Below are 20,095 nucleotides of genomic sequence, written 5' to 3' on the forward strand. Positions count from 1 at the left end.
GGCGGTCACACAAATTGAGAAAGGATTCAGAGAGCCGGAGTGCTTCGGACGTTTCAGTTGGACGATGGGTTGCTGCCGCCGCTTCCACTGAAACAACCACCAATCGCGCAACCGATCAAAGCTGCCGCGCCTATGCCGAGCAGGACGGGAATGACTGGGAACAGCGGTGGCGGTGGCGGAGCCGGAGGGACGACAGGAGGAATGACCGCAACTGGGGGGGCGAGCTGGAAGAAACAGGAACTGGTGGCCAGGGGGAGAACGTAATTGCCCGTGGGGAGCAGGGCCGCCAGGGTTTGACCCTCCTGAACCGGCTGGGTCGGGGTGATTGTGATCGTGCGGCGATCGGTGGAGATCACCACCGCAGAGGAATCAAATCGAATCTGCTCGACTTCTGTGTTATTGCTGTCGCGGATGGAGATGTAGTCGTCTAGACCAAATTTCGGCAGCGGGGTGGCAAAGCTCAGCACGAGCGGATCGCTGGCCTTGGTCAGGAGAGTCGGCCCATTCCCTGACGGAGGTGCGGCTTGGCTGAGGAATGGGCCGGATGAGGAAGCAGGGATAGAAGACGCCGGAAGCCTGGCCTGATTCAGACCGGGCATCGCGGTGACTCCCTCGCCGGTGATCCTGATCAGATTGACGCGGGCGCTTGGGAATGCCCGAGCGGGCAAGCCCGCCCAAAGCACCGCCGAAGCGGTGAACAGAGCAACAGGAAGGTGGCGTGACCTCACCCGCCTGGAGGGATCAATCATTGTGCGCATTTTTGTCACATCATAGGATGCCTTCCCTAATATTTAAAGCTCATCCCTTGGAAGGGAGTCTGTCTGGTGGTCTGACCATGGCTGCCGTCCAGAATCGATCGATCGTGACCTTGGCCATGTCCCCCGGGCAGTCAGAAGGAGAACGTCATGCGTCCGTAGTAACGGGCGCCGCAGGGATTGGTGGTGCAGAGCCCTTCGATGTAGCTGGGTGTATTGCCAAGAAAATCAGTGGCATAAGCCGAAACGGTGAGCGGAATGTCGCTGAAAGGACGTGCTGAAATCCCCGCGCCGACGCCATAGCCGAACCATTCCGCCCCCAAGGAAACACGGCTGCCCAGGTGGAGACTGATCGAACCGATCGGCCCCCAGAAGCAATCGGTGCCACTTGGGTAGTTTTTGCTGCTGATGTTGTTCCCGGACAGGCAGTTCGTGGAGCCAAGAATGCCGTTGCCGCCATAGCCGAAGAAATCGGAGCCGATGCCCACGGTGGCCACAGCCACCACGGGCTCAGGACCGGCGCTGAGCGGAACCGCCTGGGAGAGCACCAGGTAGAAGTTTCGGCCCAGATCGATGCTGCTGTCGAACTGGATGATCTGCTCACCACCGAAGGAGAGCCCCAGGGTGGGGGTGAGGTTGACGGCGGCGCGGAACCCGAGGCTCTGGCCCGAAAACGCACCGGTTCCTCCGCTGCGGGAACTCAGGCTCTGAATGTTCCAGCTCAGGCCCAGGCTGGCGTCCTCACCCTTGATCGGTGTGACCTCAAAGTTCAGCTCGGAGTCCTCACAGCCAGCCGTGTTTCCCGAGCCAGCCCCGCAGGAGCGGGTGCGGTTCACGCCGGTCAGGGTGGCCGAAACGGTGTAGCGCTTGTCGGCGGCGAAGCCGTTCGGCACCTGGAGGGCTGTGTCGGTGTACAGCGTGCCATTGACCGTCATGCCCCGGCTGAGGCCCCGAACCCGGGTGATTGGCGGCGTGGCTGCGGCAACCAAAGGTTGCGGTGCGGGCACAACCTCGGGAAACCCCGGGCCGACCGGTTGATTCGCCGGCACCACATTCCAGGATCCAGGCCCAGGATCAGCGGATTCGAGGCGCCAGGGCAAGGCAGCTGCCGTGGCTGGATCCGGTTGAGGCAACCGCCAGTCGAGGGGTTGGGCAGCCACATCAGCGGCCAGCAGCGCGGGTGCCAGGACCAGCAGGCTGGCCAGGGGAGCGAAGGTTGCCGCCGTGTGTGTTGGAGCCAATCCCACCAGCGGAACCTTCAGCGAGGATCTTATCGGCAGGAATCCAGTTCGCATCGACCTCCTATTCCGCTCCTTCAATGGCGCGACGAGCCTCTTCAAGCAACTGATCCAGCTCCTGATCGGGGTCAGGCCGGAGGGTCACAGCAGCAGCCTCCTCCGCTTTCGATGCATGGGCCCCCGAGGCAAGCGAAGGGCGGCTCTGGTGACGCAGCAGCGATGTCCGGCGCTTGGTCCGGTCCGCGCCGAGTGCCAGCAACACCGCGACGATCACCAGGGCGAGGGTCCAACCGGCGGGGCCTGCCACCAGCAGGGCCGCCGCGACGATCAGAACAAGGCAGCCGCCACAGCCGGAGGCACAGCCATCGGAGGGCAAGCCACGCACGAATGGACGCCCGCTCCACTGTGGAGTCCATCCTATGGAGAGCCCCCGGGAGGGAAGGGCTGTGGATTCCGCCCTAGCCTCAGCACTCCACCCCGGCAGCCCCGTGGCTGAGAGCCCCATTTCAGCCAGGCCTGCTTTTTCCCCGCACCGTTCGGCAGACCAGCACCGCGCTGCGGCCCTCTGGCTGGCCGCAGTGTTGGCCTTCGGCGCCGGTGGCTGCACGGTGGTCAAGCTGCCCGATTGCCTGGAACCCAGCGCCAAGGCGCCCGTCGCCAAGGGAATTCCCCCGTCCCGGCAGGCCTTGATCGGCATCGACGGCAGCGCCTCGATGGCAGGCTTCCTGAACGGCTCGGGCGGCGGCGAAGCCTGGAAGCAGCTGCTCAAGGCGATCAAGCTCACCGCCACCGGCTACGGCCCCACGGCGGTGTACCGGATCGGCGGCAGCTCGGGTACGGCGGTGGGAGCGATCACCGAGGCGGCCGATCCCTGCTTCTTCGGCGGCTGCCCCGGCCGCCCCAACCTGGCCTCCAGCCTCCACACCCTCTGGACGATTCCCCGGGCCGGGGCGGTGCCGCCGCTGCGGGTGATCCTGTCGGATCTGGAGGTGAACCAGGGCGACATCTCGGCCCTGCGCCAGGCGATTCAGGACGACCTGGCCAGAGGGGCCAGCATCGGCGTGCTCGGGGTGCGCCTGCCCTTCGAGGGCACCGTCTTCGACAGCAATGCCCGGCGCCTACATGTGGGCAAAGCCAACCGGCCGGCGTACCTGGTGGCCACGGGGTCAAAAGGGGCGGTGGAGTCGTTCCTTGAGGGCGTGCGCCAGACCCTGGCCCTCTCGGGCTTCAACGGGCCGATCGAGATCTCCCTGCTTGGGGCCGCTCCCCCCACCCTGAAGGCCGCCACGGCCTGGGGTGAGCCCCGGGGGGCCGCCAGCACGGGTCTGCCGATTCGCATCGGCGGAACCACCTACGGCCCCAGCGACAATGGCGACTATCAACTGGTCAAGCTGCTTCCCGGCGCCACCGGGCTGGCCGTGAGCTCCTCGAAGGGGCTGGGCGCCACCGGCACGGCCGCCAGCCCCGCCCCGGCCGGCCTGATGACCCTCACCCCCCTGCCCTTGGCCGGCACCGGTGCCGATGGGTCCCTGCAGGGTGTGGCGGTGAGCGGCCTGGCGGTGAGCGGGCGACAGCTGGTGGCCCGCTTCAGGGTCCCGCCGGGCACGCCAGCCGGCGCGTTCCGGGCCACGGTGGAGGCCGGCGGCCTGCCGGAGCCCTGGTGGCTGAGCTGGAGCCGCAGCGATCCCGCCAGCGCCCAGGCCAAGGATCAGACCGATAATCTGCTGCTCACCCTCAGCAGTCTCAGCCAGGCGGCCGTTCCGGCCGGCAGCCCGCCCGCCGTCGCCTTCTGCGTCGCCTTCACCACCTGAGCAGCGAGCCTTCATGCGTCCGAGTGAATGGATCAGCCTCCTGGCCTGTGTGATCGTCGGCACGCTGTGGGTGTTCCTGGGCCAGAACGCTCTCTTCCTCAATGTGTTCGCCGGCTGGCTGGTGGGCCCGGGGCTCAACCTCCAGGACTTTCTGCAGACCGGCAGCAGCCCCTCCTTCACCGTGTTGTGGATCGGCTGCCTCACGGCGCTGCTGATCTGGTACTGGCACACCTTCAGCCGCAGCACCCGCAGCTCCGCCGAGGTGCGCCGGATGCGGGGCCGCTGGTGGCTGGCGGCCCTGCTGCTGGTGCTGTTCGGCTGGTTCTCCCAGCTCACCTTCACCGTGTTCCGCTGGCAGGTCACCGGCACCAGCCCCCTGGAGGGCGGTGGGGTGAACTATTACCCGGTGCCGCCAATGGGCTGGATTCTGCTGCTTGTGGTCGTGGTGCTCGATGTGATCCTGCTGTTCTGGCTTCCCACCGTGCTGGCCTCCCCCCGCAGCCACCGCTTCGTGGTGCCCGGCGCCGTGACCCTGCGCGGGGGCCGCTGAGATGACCCTGTTCGCGATCGGCGTCGGGGGCACGGGTGCCAAATGCCTCGAAGCCCTCACCCACCTGCACGCCTGCGGCCTGATCGATCGCGGCGACGGCGGTGCGGGCCGCCGCAGCCTCGGCACCTTCCTGGTCGATCCCGACCAGCAGAGCGCCCTGCTGCTGCGCGCCCAGACGGCGATCAGCCGCTACGGCGCCCTGCGGGGCGCCATCGCCGACCGCAGCGACCGTTTCGCCCGCGGCGACCTCCACGACTACGGCCACTGGAGCCCCCTGAGCAACAGCAGCGGGGCGGTGAGCCTTGATCAGGTGTTCCCCAAGGCGATTCTCACCAACCAGGCCAGCGGCCTGGCGGGCCTGTTCGATTGCCTCTTCCCGCCGGAGGAGCAGCAGGCCGACCTGGAGGTGGGGTTCCGCGGCCGGCCGCCGATCGGCGCGGCGGTGATGAACCGGATCAACCTGGAGCAGGAAGCCCAGACCGGTCAGTGGCAGCGGATGCTCTCCGACATCCAGGCCGCCGCCGGCAACGGTGAGGCGCCGGTGATCCATCTGTTCGGCAGTGTGTTCGGCGGCACGGGAGCCTCCGGGGTGCCGAGCCTGGGATTGCTGCTGAAGAACTGGCTGCGGGAGCAGAACCTCGGCAGCGTGACGGTGCAGGCCTCGCTGCTGCTGCCGTACTTCGATTTCGACGGCCAGGGGGATGGCGACACCGGCGTCCACGCCGAAGCCCGCAACTTCCAGCTCAACACCGATGCCGCCCTGCAGTACCTGCGAGCCAGCGGGCCGAGCTGCTTCGATCGGGTGTTCCTGGTGGGCAGCGATCTCAAGGCCCGCTTCGGCTTCAGCATCGGCGGCACCTCCCAGAGCAACGCCGCCCACCTGGTCGAGCTGCTGGCGGCGCTGGGGGCCCGGGAGCAGGCCCCGGCCAACGCCAGCGGCTATGCCTTCGTGCTCAGCCGCGCCCGCCAGGGCCAGATCGGCTGGGAGGACATCCCTGACGATGAAGCGGTGGGAGCGGCTCTGGCCCAAGGGGCTCGCTTCGCGGTGGCCTGGCTCAACAACCTGAGTCTGGAGATCGATGCGGCCCAGCAGGTGCCGATGGGCACGTTCCTCAGCGGTGCCCCCTGGGCCCGGCGGTTCTTCTCCCCCTCCGGGGCTCCCACCGCAACCTCCGGTGGGCGCCCGCCAATCCGCGACGCCACCGAGCTGTCGCTGAAGACCTGCATCGACCGCTACGCCGAAACCCTGCTGCAGTGGCTGCAGCAGATCAGCAGCAACGTCGGCAGCGGCTTCGAGCAGGAGCTGTTCAGCCCCGAAACATTGAAGCGCACCTCCAGCCCCGACAACGCCTTGCACAAGGTGGTGCGGGGCAAGGCGCGCCCCGATCGCCCCGAAGCCTCCGACACCGTGGAGACGATCAAGATCGCCATGGATGGCTTGCCCGCCGCCGCGATCAGCCGCGTCGGCATGGCAGGCCTGGCCGACGCCCTCTGGACGCTCTGCGCCTGAATCCCCCACCATGGCCACGTCCGACATCGTTCAGCACCCCTGGTTCCCCAAGACCGACCCCCCCCTGGGCGGTGGCGCTGCCGCGGGGGTGTGGCAGGGGAGAGAGCAACACAGCCTCGGCGAGCTGGCCAAACGGCTCGTCTACGAGGTGGCCAACAGCCAGGTCAATGCGCTGCCCTCTCCCTGGTCCCGCGCCCTTCAGTTCGAGCAGGCGGTGCTCAACAGCCGCTATCCCACCCGCGCCGCCCTGCTGGCGGAACTGTTCGGCTGCCTGGCCAGCGTGGGCCTGTGGGACATGGTCGGCTTGAAGCTGGAGGCCGAGCGGGTCTTTCTGCCCGATCTGGCCGCCATCGAGGATGGGGCCGTCGGGCCGTTCGCCCGCAGCCTGCAAAGCGCCGCCCCGAATCCCTCCCAGGCCCTCTACCAGCTGGCCGATGGCAGCCACCCCTGGCACCAGCTCTACGTGCTGCGGCTGAATGGCCAGCTGATCGGCTTCACCTCTCCGGCCACCCTGCTCTGCCCGGCGGTGCACCTGGCTGGCCCGATCCCCGGCATGAACTGGGCCGCGAACGGACGGTTTTCCTCCCCCGTTCCATTCCTGGGAGGCCAGCAGAAGCAGGCCCTTGCCGATTGGATCACCCACCTGGGCGACGGCCTGCTCAGCTCCCCCGAGCGACCGAACCCGGCGATGGTCAACCAGCTGGCCGCAGTGCTCCAGGGCTTCGCCACCGAGCTCAGCGGCGGACGGAGTGGCCCCGCCGTGTTCTCAGAGGCGCGGGTGCCGAACCTGCCGCCCAAGCCCACGGCCCTGGCCCTGCTGGCCAGGCCAGCCCAGGGGGGAAGCAGCCCCAGCCAGGCCACCCTCGCCCTGGGCGATCGCCGCCAGCGGCCACTGCCCAACACCCCGACCAGGCCGGTGGTGCTGCTCGACCCCCAGATGCCGAACCGGCTTGGGCTGCCCGCCTCCGAGATCAGCCTCTACAAGGCGGCGACGCTGGAGTCGGTGGGCCAGAGCAAGGCGCAGCTGGAGATGAAGTACGGCCAGGAGATCGAGGTGATCACCCCGGACGACCTTTTCCTCGAGGCGATCCACCTGCTGGCCGGCGAGGGGGCGCTGCTCCACTCCTGGCTGCCGCGCAAGCTGGAAGGCCAGCCGCGCATCAACGGCACCGCCGTCACGCCGCTGCTGCCCCTGCGCGAGCGGGTGCGGGATCTGTTCAGCAGCGCGGAACTGCGACGGGCCTGCAGCCTGCGGCTCTCGACTGGGGGCAGCGCCATCGAGGTCACGCTGCAACTGCCTTTGGTCGGCCAGGTGGAGCCCTACCCGATCAGCCGCTCCTTTGCCCTGCAGGAGCAGAACCTGATCGCCGAAGACCTGCCGGTGGTGAGCCTCTGGCCCAACATCGACGACAGCCGCTGGAGCCAGTTCGTGGTGTTCTGCGAGGACAGCAGCACCGGCCTCACGGTGGATGGCTTTGCCGATTACCAGCGGCAGTTCGGCCGCGATGCCGGCCAGGCGGTGAAGTACTTCAGCACCAACCGGTTCCCCGACCTGATCAAGATGATCGAGCGGGGCCAGGAGCGGGGGTTGATCCCGGTGGAGCCGCCACCACCGCCGAGCGGCCAGGCCGGTGAATGGAAGGTCGGAATCGACTTCGGCACTTCCTTCACCAATTTCTTCATGGACGAGGGCGGCGGCACTCCGGTGCTCAAACCGCTCGACACCCGGGTGATTCCGCTCACCCTGGCCCAGAAGGAAACCCGCCAGACCCTGCTCAGCCAATACTTCATCCCCGAGGACATGCTGCCCCGGGGCCAGAACCCGCCCACCGCCACGGCCCTGAGCCTGCGGGGCTGGCAGGAGGCGCCGGGAGCCGTGCCGGAGCTGTTCCATGAGGCCCGCCTCAAGGTGCCCACCCCCGGCGAGTTCGGTGGCGCCGAGCTGCGCACCGGCTTCAAGTGGCGCCAGCTTCAGTACCAGAAGCCCTACCTCAAGGAGCTGGCCCTGCTGATCAGCGCCAACGCCGCCGCCGCCGGTGCCAGCGCCATGGCCTGGTCGGTGTCGTATCCCAGCGCCTTCTCCCCCAACGAGGTGCAGAACTACCGGCGCCTCTGGAGCGATCTCTGCCAGGAGCTCGGCAGCAGCACCGGCATGCCCCACAGCCTGGCGGTGGGAGGGGGCGAGGGGGGCCTGCAGACCGAGGCGGTGGCCTTCGCCAGCTATTTCGGCAACTACCTGGGCCGCCAGATGGTTCACACCGCCTGCCTGGATGTGGGCGGCGGCACCACCGATCTCAGCATCTGGCAGGAGAACACCCTCACCCACCAGGTGTCGGTGCCCTACGCGGGGCGCCAGATCTGCAGCCAGTTGCTGCAGCGCAAGCCCTCGTTCCTGAAGTGGCTGTTTCCGCCCAGCCTCACGGCCGACATCAGCAACGACGAGGCCCGCGCCCGGCAGGACCGCAACTTCACCAGCCGCCTCGACAACATCATGCGCTACGGCTCCGAGGACCTGCTCTCGGAGCGCCTGCCGGTGCTGCGCGGCGAAAACTCAGCCCAACTTGAGCAGTTCATCAGCCTGCTGGCGCTCAGTTTCGGCGGCCTCTATCACTACCTGGGAACCATCCTGCGGGGCCTCGATGGCGAATCCCGCCTGTTGCGCTCCACGCCGATGCCCGTCTACCTGGGCGGCAATGGCGGCAGGCTGATCAACTGGCTCGACCAGAGTTGCCGCTTCAGCCCCGGCTGCGAGGCCGATCAACTGATGGAACGGCTGCAGCAGCTGAGCGCCGGCTTCGCGCCAGGCCCGGCCGCCACCACCCTCTCGGACGCTTACAAGAACGAAACGGCCTGCGGCCTGATCAGCACGGGGGTGAATCTCAAGGGCGATTTCGATCCCCGCGACGAGCTGATGTTCTCCGGCGAGCAACTGGAGGTCAACGGGCAGACCTTCGGCCCCACCGACCGGGTGGACCTGGCCGCCCAGGCCCCCGGTGACACCCTGGTGAGCAGCTACAGGCTTGGCAGCCTGGAGGAGCTGAAGCGGTTCCTCACCAACTACGACGCGGCCATCCAGAGCTGCCGGATCACGGGGCTGCAACCGGTGCGCCGGCTCTGCCAGCTCGACACCCTCTGGAGCGATGTGGACACGGAGGTGCGCTCCCTTTGCCTCGAACGCCAGGGCTGCGAACTGGCCGAGCTGGAGCCGGAACCCGGCTTCATCCTCGGCTTGCGTGCCCTCACCAACACCCTCGGCCGCCAGTGGGCCGAGCGGTTCTGAGCACTCCAATGGCCCCCGTCCTGCAGCCACTGTTCATCGGAGGACTGGGCCTGCTCTTCGGCCTCGCGGCCCTGGCTTGGGCCTATGTCCTGGCCAAGCGGATCGGCAAACTGCGCTACCGCCTCGCGAACCTGGAGCGCCAGGCCTCCGCCAGGGGCCAGGAGGGGCTCGGCCTGACCCAGGAGTTGAGCCAACTGAAGGCCGAGCTGGCCCAGCTCCGCTTCAGCCAGGGCAGCCAGAGCGCGGCGGTCTTGCCTGCGGTTTCTCCCACCGTTCCGCCAAACACCTTTCCTGCACCGTTGCAGGCAGTGCCCCGGCCTGAGCCGCCCATCCCCGCCCCGGCCGCTGCCGAGCCTGGGATCGACAGCCTGATCGCGGCGATCAACCGGGGCGACAAGGTCGCCATCCGGGAGGCCAGCCCCGCCGAGCTCAACATCACCCGGGCATCGGAAGATGCGATCCAGATGGGGCGCTCCCTGCCCACCGGCCTGGAGGTGGTCAGCGGCGGCGGCAGCTACCTCCATGTCCAGCTGGGTGGAGAAGACTGGCTGCTGCCCACGGAGCGCACCCTGGAGGGATTCCGCACCCATCAACCAGCGAAGGGAATCTTCCTGTTCCGGCCCCATGCGGCGGCCTCGGCCCAGGTCGTCCAGGCGGCCCGACTGGAAACCGAAGGCGATCAGTGGCGGGTCAGCGAGCTCGGCGAGATCCACTACCCCGGCTGACCTCCCCCCTCCTCCAACCGGGCCAGGCGCGCTTCGAGGTCAGCGAGGAGCTGGGCCGTGTTTTGCCGCAGGGGATCCGGGATCACGCTCAGCTTGCCCCGGTCCTGCAGGGTCCAGCGCCGGCCATGCTGCACCGCCAGGGCGGTGGCGGGCTGGTGCAGGTGCAGGGTGGCCGGAAGGGCCGCGGCCCCCTCGATCTCAAACAGCCGCTCCAGTGACTGCACCTGGGCGCGCCGCTCCAGGCTGCCGGGGCGGGGCAGCAGCAGCCAGGGTCCGACCACCATCTCCACGGCCCAGGTGGTGCCCTGGGGGAACACCTCCAGCTCCACCTGATCGGTCTCCCCGCTCAGGGTGCGACCGCTCAAGGAACAGGGGCGGCAGAACGGCTCCAGCAGGATTGGCGTGCTGAGGTAGGTGTCGATCAGCTGGGAGATGGGGAGGTTCAGCGCCGGTACCGGGGCCGGCTCGAGGCCCCGGCCGCTCGGCGGGGGCGGAGCGGCCGGGGTGGTGCCGGCGGGGCCGTCGTTGGCGCCACCGCCGCCCCGATCGGCTTCGACCCTCTCGAGCCGGCCGGCCAGATCGGCGATGTCCGCTTCCACCGCCTCGAAGCTTCGCTCCAGCCTGGTGTTCGTTTCTCGGAAGCGGTCACTGAGTTGGCGCACGCTCTTGAGCAGGAACTTCACCGACTCGACGATCTGGGCCGGGTCTGCCTGGGTCATGGCATCAGCGCCGCCACGGCCGCTGGGGGAGGGCAGTGGGCCTGACAAAGGGCCTGACAGCCAGGCTGAAAGCGTTGCAAGCGGTGATCATCCGACTGGCTCAGGAGGACAACCGGATCGATCCTAAGCAGCGGCCCCGGGCGGGCTGGGCGCCACGACTTTTCGGGGACGACTCCGTTACGATCGACACAAGCCCATCGCGCTCCACGGGGACCCTGCCATGCCGATCACGATCGAAGAAGCCCGCGGCATTTTTCCTTCCACCCTGGCTGCGGATGTCGTGCCAGCCACGATCGCCCGGTTCGAGCAGCTCAGCGCGGAGGATCAGCTGGCCCTGATCTGGTACGCCTACCTGGAGATGGGAAAAACGATCACCATCGCGGCTCCAGGGGCCGCCCGCATGCAGTTCGCCGAACCCACGCTGAATCAGATCCGCCAGATGAGCTTCGCGGATCAGTCCCAGGTGATGTGCGATCTGGCCAACCGGGTGGACACCGCCGTGTCGCGCATTTACTCGGTCTGGTCTCCCAATATCAAGCTGGGCTTCTGGTACAAGCTGGGCGAATGGATGGAGGAGGGGATCGTCGCTCCGATTCCCGAGGGTTATCAGCTCTCCGCCAACGCGGCCGCAATTCTCGATGCGATCAAGCGCTTGGAGGGCGGCCAGCAGATCACCGTTCTGCGCAACGCCGTCGTCAACATGGGCTTCGATCCCAAGAAACTCGAAGCCGCCGAACGCATTGCCGAGCCGGTAGTGCCACCCACGGAAGCTTCCCAGCGCAGCGCAGTGACGATCGGGAATGTGAGCAACACCACGGTGCTCTCGTATATGAACCTGCTCAATGCCAACGATTTCGATGCCCTGATCGAGCTGTTCCTGCCGGACGCTGCCCTTCAGCCTCCCTTCCAGCGGCCGATCATCGGCAAGGAGGCCGTTCTGCGCTTTTTCCGGGAGGATTGCCAGAATCTCAAGCTGATTCCCGAACAGGGAGTCACCGAGCCTGCCGACGACGGCTTCACCCAGATCAAGGTGACCGGAAAGGTTCAGACCCCCTGGTTCGGTGCCGGCGTGGGCATGAATGTGGCCTGGCGGTTTCTACTCAACCCCGAAAACAAGATCTTCTTCGTGGCCATCGACCTGCTGGCCTCCCCCAAGGAACTTCTTAACTTCATTCGCTGAGCACGTCTGTCCATCGACGGCTTCGTGCTGACGGCAGACGGCGGCAGCCCTGATGAGCAAACGGAGAACAGTTGAAGTTCTGGCGCCAGGGCCATGGCTGGCCCTGGCCATCATGGCCCTGTGGCTCTCCAGTCTTCTGCTGATCGGCTGGCTTGATCCGTTCGGCAGCCGGTGGGGGGGAGGCCCTCCGGGCGTTATCGGAATGATTCTGGTCATCCTGATCCGCACCTTTCTGCAGACCGGATTGTTCATCGTCGCCCATGACGCCATGCACGGCTGCCTGCTGCCTGGGAATCTTCGCTGCAACACCCTTCTGGGCAGGATTGCGCTCGGGCTGTATGCCTGCATTCCCTACCGCCACTGCCGCTCCAACCACATCCGACACCACCGCTCACCCGGTGATCGGAATGATCCTGATTTCCACGATGGGCTGCACACCCACCCGCTGTTCTGGTTTTTCAGCTTCATGCGTGGCTATCTTTCCGCCGGCCAGATCCTCTCGCTGCTAGCGATCTGGGGGATCGGCCTGGCGGCCCTGCACCCCAACACCAGCCACCCGCTCCTGGTGCTGGGGCTGTTCTGGATTCTGCCGTTGGTGTTGAGCTCGGTTCAGCTCTTTCTGTTCGGCACCTATCTTCCCCACAGGGGTCAATCCGCGCCGCCGGGCAGCTCCCATCAGGTGGGCAGCAGCTCTCTGCCGCCAGCACTGTCCTTGTTGACCTGCTATCACTTCGGCTACCACTGGGAACACCACCACTACCCCAATTCGCCTTGGTATTCGCTGCCTTCCCTGCGCAGGCCAGGCCAGGCAGAACGGGGAGCCACGGCACCCGCCCAGTGATTCGCGGTGCCCCTGTGGCGGGTGTTAGGGTCGAAAGACACTGAACTGTTGATTTAACGCGCGTGGAAACAGGCCACACCGGCTGGAGCCCAGAAGAACGGCACCTTGCCAAACAAGCTGTCGATCTTGCTTATGAGCGTGAGGTCTCCTCACTGATCACGGCTCTCCACCACAAAATCAGCGAAGTCAGTTGCCCTGGTGATGTCTGGAACCTGCACGATTACCTGAGCGCCAAGCGCCATGAGATGGATGGAAAGTTCGACCTCCGCGATTCTTCCCTCCTCTTCGTCTTCGCCACACTCGTGAAGGATGGCTTGCTCTCGGTGGGGGAGCTCGATGGGCTCGACCGTGAGAAAGTGGTCAAGATCACGGCTCTGGCCCGCATGTAGCCCCGCCTGTCGTGGACTCCGCCCCCGGCCCTGTCGGCGGCCCATCACCACGCAGTTCGCCGGCCACGATGCGCCACTCGTGCAGCACCCAGCGGACGCAGCCCGTCTGGATCAGCGGGTCGCCGAGCACGATCGCCTCGGCTTCGGCGCGGTCCCGGGCCACAAAGAGCAGCATGCCGCCGGCTCCTGCCCGGTTCATCCCCTTGCGTTCTCCCCAGTAGCCCGTGCTGGGGCGGTGTCCCAACTGCTCCAACCGCTGGATCCAGGCCAGATGGGCGTGAAGATGGGTATCGAAGCGGCTGCGGTCCACCACCCCCTCCTCCAGCTTCACGAACCACGGCATGGCACCCAATCCCGCCCGGATCCCATCTTGAACCGTAACCACGCCGCCGCTTGATGGTGACCCTCTCGATCGCCAACACCATCACGGATCTGATCCAGGGCGATGTGAAGGAACATCTCCCCCTGGAGCGCATCCCCCTGCAGGGCGATGTGATCGGGCTCGGCACGACGAGCAGCCTCGACAACGGCGAACTGACATTCCTCCATAACGGGATGGAGCCGCGGACCCGCCTGTACAAGTGCTCCGCCGGCGACGGCAGCATCCGGCCGTTGCAGAGCGGCGATGGCAGCGCCCATTTTCCCTACGTCTGCTTCAGCGGCGATGCCACCGCCCTGCGCCATCCGGTGGACGCAGCCACCCTGGAGGCCGTCGAGGGGCTGCCGCTGCAGCAGCGGATCGGCGCGGCGATCGCCGCCCTGACCAGGGCGGGGCACCTGGCGGAGGCTCCCATCTACGGCCTGCGCCTGGCGGTGGAGTGGCACAGCCTGGTGATCACCGTGGCCTCCAAGCTCTGCATGGGGCAACGGCGCCGCAACGCCGCTCCGCAGGATCCCGCCACCGCCGCCCAGGGGCTCTACGGCAGCCTCCAGCACTACCGGCTGGCCGCGGTGGACCCTGGGGACGCCGAGGATCCAGTCCGCTTCCTCGGCAACAGCCTCCACTGGGACTGCTGCGGGTTCTGGGACACCCAGGCCGAAACGGGGCGGGTCACCGTGCCCGTGGCTGATGCACCGCTCCACCTGCATGGCTGCAGCCGTGATCTGCGCCACGGCGGCCACCTGCACCATGAGCATCCCGGCAGCCGGCTACGGCGGCTGGAATCACTGGCGATCTATCCGCTGCAGGAGATCCGGATGCTGGGCGCCGACCTGGCGATCGAGCGGCTCCGCTTCGCCGATGGGGTGGTGCACTTCCAAGTCACCAATCGCGGCGGGCTCGATGTGAGCGATCTGGGGGTGGCCGTGGTGATCGACGACATCTACTCCAGCCACCAGTACCTGCGGCTGCCCTGGCTCGCCGCCGGGGAAACCCTGCCGTTCGCCCTGCCGCTGGCCGTGCCGACTGGCCGCCATCAGCTGCTGGTGGTAGTGGATCCTGAGCGGGATGTGCTGGAGCCCCGGGCCAGCCAGGCCAACAATGCCGCCACCCTCTCAATTGCGGTGTGAGCGGAAGGTGAATGGGGAGTTGGTGAACGGAGAGGGTGGCCTCTGAAACGGCATGCAGAGCCTTTCCTGCGCAGTCGTTTAGAGAGGATGGTGGGGGGCGAATACACCACCTCGTACACCATCACTTTTGGTTGCTTTGGAGAGATGGATTGGGATTTCACGGAACGGTACAGAAAAGCCGCTGCCAGTAAGGCGTGCTTTCGAAGGGTCTTTTGTCCATCCTGCTTGGGGGCCGGAGCTATCGATAGACGCCCCCTGAATCATGCCTGCAGGGGCAAGGCTCAAGGCCCTCCAACAGTTGATTCCCTAGGCGCTGCAGCCGGCCGCTCATCTATGGATGGCCAACCGGTGCTCGAACACATCCGCAGGACTGCGATCCTCATTGGCACTCAAGCAAGCGTTATATACTGCCATTCTTCCCATCGTTCATTTTTCTCGACTTGTGTGTCGCTCAGCCCGAGACTGCTAGGAACAGTAAGCTCGTTGTGGGCTGGTGGCTTCAGAGATCCATTTGTTTGACGTCGGCGGATGAGACCCGTGGTTTGGTCGCGGGAGGTTCAGTGTAAACGGATCCATCGGCCGTGGAAGAGACGATGATGCTGCCCATGCCGAGGATGCTGCCCTTCCCGATGGCTGTATTCTGCTGAACGGCAGCGCTGATCGCAATGAAGCTGTTGTCTCCCCCCTGGAGGTTGCCCGCCAAAGAACAAGCAGTCAACAATACCTGACTGCCGACTCGGCAGTGATGACCAATTTGTGCGGACAGCAGCAGCGTGTTGTCAGCGATGGCGGAGAATAGATGAACACCTGTTCCGTCATCGATAAAGATATTTTCATCGTAAGTTAGATCTGGGCAGACCATTGCCCTGGGTGATATTTAACTAAATAGGGAGTATCCTTTAAACTTCGAATTTCTGAAGATCTGCTCCCTCACCCAGTTATTGCCGATAGCGATGAAGAGCTGATGGTCATCTGGCGGAAAGGCCTCCTCCAAACTCTCAGAATCAACAATTGGAATCCCATACAGGCGCTGGCGGGGATCCTGGTTGAAGCTTCATTCGATGCAGAAGGCCTGGATTAGGGACTCCTCATGCTGAAAAGACGTAAGCAACATAATTGACAAAGGTGCCTGTCCCGAAGATGAGTAACTTCAAGCCAGGATCTTTCCGTCACTTCTCAGTCTACACAGAGATCGTTCCTCTGCATCAGCGGAGGCAGGGACTTCTGCGTCTCGCTTTGTGCTCCAAGGCAGTCGGACCGATCACCATCATGGGAGTTGCGTGGCCAATGCCACTTCGGCAGGAACCTGCTGGGAGCAGGAGTCGGCATTGGTCCTATTGCCATGCATGCTCCCTCCAACCCGTTGACGCTTACCGAGCAGATTCCCCCTCGATCAAGGGAGTTGGTGCCGCTTCGAGTTATTAGTTCATGCCGAGTACCGTCTTGCCAGGCCAAGCTAAAGCTGAAGATCATGCTACGCGGGCATTGATTGATTCCTGGCGTTCGAGGCTATCGCCAAAGAAAGTAGGCACAGGTAAACTCTAGCTCATAGCCTGGAGTTTTGGGTAACATGGTAGGCTTTCGAATTCATTTCTATGGCGTAGTCCTTCTGCTCAACTTACATGGTTGACCCAGCTGTTCGGCCGGTCACATCCACAAGCAGAAACCCTTGGAGGGTCTTGCTGCAGATAATGGCTTCCATGGCCTAAGGAGTCTTTAAATCTGGACTATGGGTTCGACGCCTGGTCAACTCATTGATTGAAGGTGAAGGAGGCGTTATCAAACTCTGCTGTGCGGCAGGCTATCTCATCTGAGGGTAAGAATGACGTTCGGCAAAAGGGCTGAATTCCTCAATGTGGCATCACGCTTAATGGATGGGGATGTCATCCCAGGCTTGTCACTGATCACTCAGGAGCTTGCTCCTCGACACTTTTTGCACATGCTTACCATCTTCTGCGCTAAACACAAGTTTGATGAGGTGCTTCTCTTCTCACCTGCGAAGAGCCCCAGCAAATAAGTCAATGGAATGGCAAGAACTGAACCTGCATCCAAACCGTCATTCTATTCGTTCAACGACAGGCAAGGAGGCCCAACTCCGCACGACTGAATGAGTCGACCCGTTTTCCATCGCTGGCTATTGTTCCAATTCGAAAAGCGTTTTTGCCTATCAAGTTCACTTATCTTTGTGTTAAGCGTCGACATTCTGGAAGGGTGCCGAAGTTATCCCCTTACTCCTGCACGTACTATCGTTCTAATTCCATTGTCAATGGGGTTGCCTGAATCAGATGACCTGCTAAAATTAGTTTCATTAGTTTCTGAAGGCGTTTGGTTATGTCTGTGCCGCAAACGCATAGCCCGATCGTCTCTGTCTGCATGGCCAGCTTTAATCATGCTCCCTATGTTGCTGCAGCGGTCCAATCTGTTCTCGATCAGACGTTTTCTGACTTTGAGCTGATTGTTGTCGACGATGGATCTTCTGATGACACGCTGAAAATCCTGAAGACGTTTGACGATCATAGGATCCGACTCGAAGCCTTTACTACGAATCGCTCAGCCTGCATTGCCGCGAATCATGCCATCAAAATGGCACGGGGATTTTATGTTTCAGCCATCAGCTCTGATGACATCTGGGAACCTTTCAAGCTAGAGCGCCAGGTGGGGTTCCTTGAGGCACACCCCGATGTTGTTGCCACCTTTTCGCGAGCCACAATTATCAATGAGCATTCCGCTGAAGTCGATGCCACTGATGCCTCTCTAGACAGAGTTGCTAAGTTATATTTAACAGTGTTCAATGTTGACAACCGATCGAAGATTGAATGGCTTGAGAAGTTCTTCTTTGATGGCAATTGCCTTTGCCATTCCTCAGTTTTGATTCGTCATCGCTTTCTGATTGATTATGGAGCCTTCAATCCTACCCTGTGCCAACTCCCTGATTTTGATTTGTGGATCCGACTGGTGCAGCATGGTGAGATTCATGTGGCCACCGAGCCACTTGTACGCTTTCGTGTGTTGCCGGAGAATAAGAATGCATCGGGACTGGGTAGAAAGAAATCCAGGATTTACTCAGAGACCGTGTTTGTCTATACTCAGCTCTTTGGAATCAGTGATTCAAACTACATCCAGCCGTTGCTTGAGCGCTTGACTGAACTGGCGGCACCGAATGAAGTTGACATCAGAGCAGATCTTCCGATTGGATTGCAGCTGGCAATGCTTACCGCTCGGCACCATACGCAGCCGGCCGCAAGAGTGTCTGCCATTAACTTCATTCGTTCCCTCGCACAGGTTACGGGCTGCCCTGAGATTGTGCTCTGTCTCCACAATTTAGAACTCGCTAATGACTCTTACAATGTTATCGTTCTTGATGAGGCATACTCTGCATTAGAATCCATCAAAGCTGAAGCGGATAGGTTTAGGCAGGAGCTAATGGAGGCCACTGTTGCGGTAGAGAAACACAGGCAGGAGCTAATGAAGGCCACAGAGAAACACAGGCAGGAGCTAATGGAGGCCACTGTTGCAGTAGAGAAACACAGGGCAGAAGCCGATCACAACCGTGCGCGGTCAGAGCTGTTCAGGCAAGAAGCGATCCATTATGAGAAAATGCTCAATGAGGTTCTCCAATCAAAACTGTGGCGATCCACGGCATTCTTGCGTGGGTTCATTGATCGTCTCAAGCATTTGATTTCTTTCTTACCGACTGGGCATCAACAGGATAGCGCTGTTTCAACCATTTCTCAGGTTCCGAACTGTCACCGTCGCAGTTTTTTCTCCAACCCCCTAATTCTGAATGGATGTCGGCGCCTTGTTCGTAAGGTGCGAAGCCTTTCGGTACGCTATGTCTATCCAGCCGCCCCAGGATTGCATAGTCTTGTCTTCTTTAAGTTGCGCCGAACACTAACCGCATTTTTTGGTAAAGGATCTCCGGGAGGCCTCCTATCGCTGCAACAGATCTTTTTTTCAGACCCTTATGCCCCCTCCCAGATTAATGCAAACCCACTCGTCAGCATCATCGTCCCGTGTTTTAATCACGCGAGGTACCTTGAGCAGAGGCTGTCCAGCATTAACCAACAAACTTACTCGAACGTTGAACTCATCCTGTTGGACGATGCCTCTGAAGATGGGAGTGCTGATATACTGCAGCAGTTTGTCAGTCAAAATCCGGAAACCACAAGTCTTGTTGTTAACTCTGTTAACTCTGGATCACCCTTTTCTCAGTGGAAACGAGGGCTGGCTGCAGCCAAGGGAGACTTGATCTGGATTGCTGAAAGCGACGACTTCTGTGATCCTAGTTTCCTTGCAGAGCTTGTTCCTCTGTTTAGCAATCAAGCTGTCATGCTTGCATTTTGCCGGACTGTCTTCGTTGATGCATCCGGTGATCGCGAGGTCTGGTCAATGCACGATTACATACCAGAGCTTAGCGCAAAAACTTGGGGTAAACCGTTCCTGGTCAGTACACACAAGTTGGCAGAGAGGATCTGGAGCCGGCGTAATCTCATCCCTAATGTCAGCGCAGCCTTGTTTCGTTCTCCTGCACAGTTACCATTCCTGGAGGATCCTGAGTGGGTACAAATGCGAGTATGTGGAGACTGGTTCTTCTATCTTCACCTGGCATGTGGGGGCCTTGTAGCGTACAGCCCAAGGACAACCAACTTTTATCGGCAGCATCCAACCAACAGTTCAGTCGCTCTCCATCGGAATCAGTCCTATCTGACTGAACATCTCTTTCTTGCAGAGCGCCTTCTGCGTCTGATGTCGCTCAGGCGACCAGACTGCCTGGCTATGCAGTCGGAGCTTGAGCAGAGATGGATGGATCGTCGCAATGAAATGTTGCCAGATGAGTTGAAGCAAAGGATCAAGGCGTTACGACCCCTGTCTGCCCTTGAGGGTGGGAAGACTCCCGCTCTGCTGATCGTGACCTATGCCCTCATCCCCGGAGGCGGCGAGATTATGCCGCTTAGGCTGGCTAACACCCTAAGAACCAGGGGTTTCCCCATCAGTGTTCTGAACTGTCACCAACAACCCAGTCAACCTGGGGTGCGGTCAATGCTCAACTCTAATATTCCTTTGTTTGAGCTGTCTTCCCTGGAAGCTTTGCCAAGACTGGTCAGTGATTTGGGAATTGATGTCATTCATTCCCATCACCCTTGGGTAGATACAACGATTGCAGAGCTTTTCTCTGGCCGCTCCAGCGTCAGTCATGTCGTCACTTCCCACGGAATGTATGATGAACTTGACACAATGGAGCTTGCCCGTGCCGGTAGGCTGCTTACTCCTTGGATCAGGCACTGTACCTATGTAGCGGAAAAGAATCGACAGCCTCTCTTGTCCATGGGTCTAAGCGCAGACCAGCTCACCAAGATTTCCAACTCTGTTGATGATGTTTCTATCTGTCCAGAAAAACGCCAAGAGCTTGGCATTGAGGATCATGACTTTGTGATCTGTCTTGCCAGCAGAGGGATCCGTGTGTCTCGCGTCAAGCCCCTTGGCCGTTTGGCGTCAATCAAGTTGGCCGGTGAGGCCCCCTGAGCTGCTCTGCGGTTGCCTTTGACGACAACCTCTTTCCGGCGACACGAAATCTTGCCCATCTCCGG

Annotated in this window: 17 protein-coding genes; 10 read left to right on the forward strand and 7 right to left on the reverse strand. The window is 62.5% G+C overall.

The genetic code is table 11. The features are described from left to right. Nucleotides 1-53: 53 nt before the first annotated feature. From KBY66_RS01670 to KBY66_RS01680, 3 genes are all read right to left on the reverse strand, one after another. Entirely contained in the window at nt 54-599 is a 546-nt protein-coding gene (locus tag KBY66_RS01670; RefSeq protein WP_255087366.1) for a hypothetical protein, read from the reverse strand. Nucleotides 600-889: 290 nt separating this feature from the next. Next, nucleotides 890-1,996 carry a hypothetical protein gene (locus KBY66_RS01675; RefSeq protein WP_255087368.1) on the reverse strand — a complete coding sequence of 369 codons (1,107 nt, stop codon included), beginning with the start codon at nt 1,994-1,996 and terminating at the stop codon, nt 890-892. Nucleotides 1,997-2,057: 61 nt separating this feature from the next. Further along, a complete protein-coding gene (locus KBY66_RS01680; RefSeq protein ID WP_255087370.1) occupies nt 2,058-2,378 on the reverse strand; it encodes a hypothetical protein in 321 nt (106 codons plus the stop codon). A gap of 103 nt (nt 2,379-2,481) precedes the next feature. Between KBY66_RS01680 and KBY66_RS01685 the strand changes: the two genes are divergently transcribed. The 5 genes from KBY66_RS01685 to KBY66_RS01705 are packed head-to-tail and all read left to right on the forward strand — an operon-like array spanning nt 2,482 to nt 9,869. Next, nucleotides 2,482-3,804, forward strand: coding sequence for a hypothetical protein (locus tag KBY66_RS01685; RefSeq protein WP_255087372.1), 1,323 nt, complete (start codon nt 2,482-2,484; stop codon nt 3,802-3,804). A gap of 13 nt (nt 3,805-3,817) precedes the next feature. Beyond that, nucleotides 3,818-4,354 (forward strand): hypothetical protein, encoded by a 537-nt coding sequence (locus tag KBY66_RS01690; RefSeq protein WP_255087374.1) that lies wholly within the window; start codon nt 3,818-3,820, stop codon nt 4,352-4,354. A 1-nt stretch (nt 4,355) separates the two neighbouring features. Continuing rightward, nucleotides 4,356-5,864, forward strand: a complete 1,509-nt coding sequence (locus KBY66_RS01695; RefSeq protein ID WP_255087376.1) for a hypothetical protein — start codon at nt 4,356-4,358, stop codon at nt 5,862-5,864. A 10-nt stretch (nt 5,865-5,874) separates the two neighbouring features. Beyond that, nucleotides 5,875-9,144: a hypothetical protein gene (locus KBY66_RS01700; protein WP_255087378.1), complete on the forward strand. Its 3,270-nt coding sequence runs from the start codon at nt 5,875-5,877 to the stop codon at nt 9,142-9,144. 8 nt (nt 9,145-9,152) lie between these two features. Then, entirely contained in the window at nt 9,153-9,869 is a 717-nt protein-coding gene (locus tag KBY66_RS01705; RefSeq protein ID WP_255087380.1) for a hypothetical protein, read from the forward strand. Here the strand turns inward: KBY66_RS01705 and KBY66_RS01710 are convergent. After that, the gene (locus KBY66_RS01710) at nt 9,857-10,588 is read right to left on the reverse strand and encodes a hypothetical protein (protein WP_255087382.1); all 732 of its coding nucleotides are present in this window, start codon (nt 10,586-10,588) and stop codon (nt 9,857-9,859) included. The two genes, KBY66_RS01705 and KBY66_RS01710, sit on opposite strands and share 13 nt — an antisense overlap. A 220-nt stretch (nt 10,589-10,808) precedes the next feature. Between KBY66_RS01710 and KBY66_RS01715 the strand changes: the two genes are divergently transcribed. The 3 genes from KBY66_RS01715 (at nt 10,809) to KBY66_RS01725 (ending at nt 12,998) form a co-directional block, all read left to right on the forward strand. Beyond that, nucleotides 10,809-11,768 (forward strand): orange carotenoid-binding protein, encoded by a 960-nt coding sequence (locus KBY66_RS01715; protein WP_255087383.1) that lies wholly within the window; start codon nt 10,809-10,811, stop codon nt 11,766-11,768. A 52-nt stretch (nt 11,769-11,820) separates the two neighbouring features. Beyond that, on the forward strand, nt 11,821-12,609 hold the full coding sequence (locus KBY66_RS01720) for a fatty acid desaturase (protein ID WP_255087384.1): 789 nt from the start codon (nt 11,821-11,823) through the stop codon (nt 12,607-12,609). Between the two features lie 62 nt (nt 12,610-12,671). Next, nucleotides 12,672-12,998, forward strand: coding sequence for a hypothetical protein (locus KBY66_RS01725; protein ID WP_255087385.1), 327 nt, complete (start codon nt 12,672-12,674; stop codon nt 12,996-12,998). On the opposite strand, the gene KBY66_RS01730 is transcribed toward KBY66_RS01725, so the two are convergent. After that, on the reverse strand, nt 12,976-13,341 hold the full coding sequence (locus tag KBY66_RS01730; RefSeq protein WP_255087387.1) for a YciI family protein: 366 nt from the start codon (nt 13,339-13,341) through the stop codon (nt 12,976-12,978). The two genes, KBY66_RS01725 and KBY66_RS01730, sit on opposite strands and share 23 nt — an antisense overlap. A 53-nt stretch (nt 13,342-13,394) precedes the next feature. Between KBY66_RS01730 and KBY66_RS01735 the strand changes: the two genes are divergently transcribed. Further along, nucleotides 13,395-14,507 (forward strand): CARDB domain-containing protein, encoded by a 1,113-nt coding sequence (locus KBY66_RS01735; RefSeq protein WP_255087388.1) that lies wholly within the window; start codon nt 13,395-13,397, stop codon nt 14,505-14,507. A 499-nt stretch (nt 14,508-15,006) separates the two neighbouring features. On the opposite strand, the gene KBY66_RS01740 is transcribed toward KBY66_RS01735, so the two are convergent. Together KBY66_RS01740 and KBY66_RS15805 are read right to left on the reverse strand one after the other, a co-directional pair. Further along, nucleotides 15,007-15,369 (reverse strand): hypothetical protein, encoded by a 363-nt coding sequence (locus tag KBY66_RS01740; protein WP_255087389.1) that lies wholly within the window; start codon nt 15,367-15,369, stop codon nt 15,007-15,009. Nucleotides 15,370-15,384: 15 nt separating this feature from the next. Next, nucleotides 15,385-15,534: a hypothetical protein gene (locus tag KBY66_RS15805; protein WP_399224628.1), complete on the reverse strand. Its 150-nt coding sequence runs from the start codon at nt 15,532-15,534 to the stop codon at nt 15,385-15,387. Nucleotides 15,535-16,838: 1,304 nt separating this feature from the next. On the opposite strand from KBY66_RS15805, the gene KBY66_RS01745 reads away from it, so the two are divergent. Continuing rightward, complete coding sequence (locus tag KBY66_RS01745; protein ID WP_255087390.1) at nt 16,839-20,030, forward strand: glycosyltransferase; 3,192 nt, start codon at nt 16,839-16,841, stop codon at nt 20,028-20,030. The last annotated feature ends 65 nt before the right edge of the window (nt 20,031-20,095 follow it).

It is taken from the genome of Synechococcus sp. Tobar12-5m-g, assembly GCF_024345415.1.
Classification (GTDB): Bacteria; Cyanobacteriota; Cyanobacteriia; order PCC-6307; family Cyanobiaceae; genus Regnicoccus.

Excerpts from the sequence above, each read along its gene's own strand:
- KBY66_RS01670 (WP_255087366.1), bottom strand. The coding sequence starts at position 599 with ATGCCCGGTCTGAATCAGGCCAGGCTTCCGGCGTCTTCTATCCCTGCT.
- KBY66_RS01690 (WP_255087374.1), top strand. The coding sequence starts at position 3,818 with ATGCGTCCGAGTGAATGGATCAGCCTCCTGGCCTGTGTGATCGTCGGC.
- KBY66_RS01695 (WP_255087376.1), top strand. The coding sequence starts at position 4,356 with ATGACCCTGTTCGCGATCGGCGTCGGGGGCACGGGTGCCAAATGCCTC.
- KBY66_RS01700 (WP_255087378.1), top strand. The coding sequence starts at position 5,875 with ATGGCCACGTCCGACATCGTTCAGCACCCCTGGTTCCCCAAGACCGAC.
- KBY66_RS01705 (WP_255087380.1), top strand. The coding sequence starts at position 9,153 with ATGGCCCCCGTCCTGCAGCCACTGTTCATCGGAGGACTGGGCCTGCTC.
- KBY66_RS01710 (WP_255087382.1), bottom strand. The coding sequence starts at position 10,588 with ATGACCCAGGCAGACCCGGCCCAGATCGTCGAGTCGGTGAAGTTCCTG.
- KBY66_RS01715 (WP_255087383.1), top strand. The coding sequence starts at position 10,809 with ATGCCGATCACGATCGAAGAAGCCCGCGGCATTTTTCCTTCCACCCTG.
- KBY66_RS01720 (WP_255087384.1), top strand. The coding sequence starts at position 11,821 with ATGAGCAAACGGAGAACAGTTGAAGTTCTGGCGCCAGGGCCATGGCTG.
- KBY66_RS01730 (WP_255087387.1), bottom strand. The coding sequence starts at position 13,341 with ATGCCGTGGTTCGTGAAGCTGGAGGAGGGGGTGGTGGACCGCAGCCGC.
- KBY66_RS01735 (WP_255087388.1), top strand. The coding sequence starts at position 13,395 with ATGGTGACCCTCTCGATCGCCAACACCATCACGGATCTGATCCAGGGC.
- KBY66_RS01740 (WP_255087389.1), bottom strand. The coding sequence starts at position 15,369 with ATGGTCTGCCCAGATCTAACTTACGATGAAAATATCTTTATCGATGAC.
- KBY66_RS01745 (WP_255087390.1), top strand. The coding sequence starts at position 16,839 with ATGTCTGTGCCGCAAACGCATAGCCCGATCGTCTCTGTCTGCATGGCC.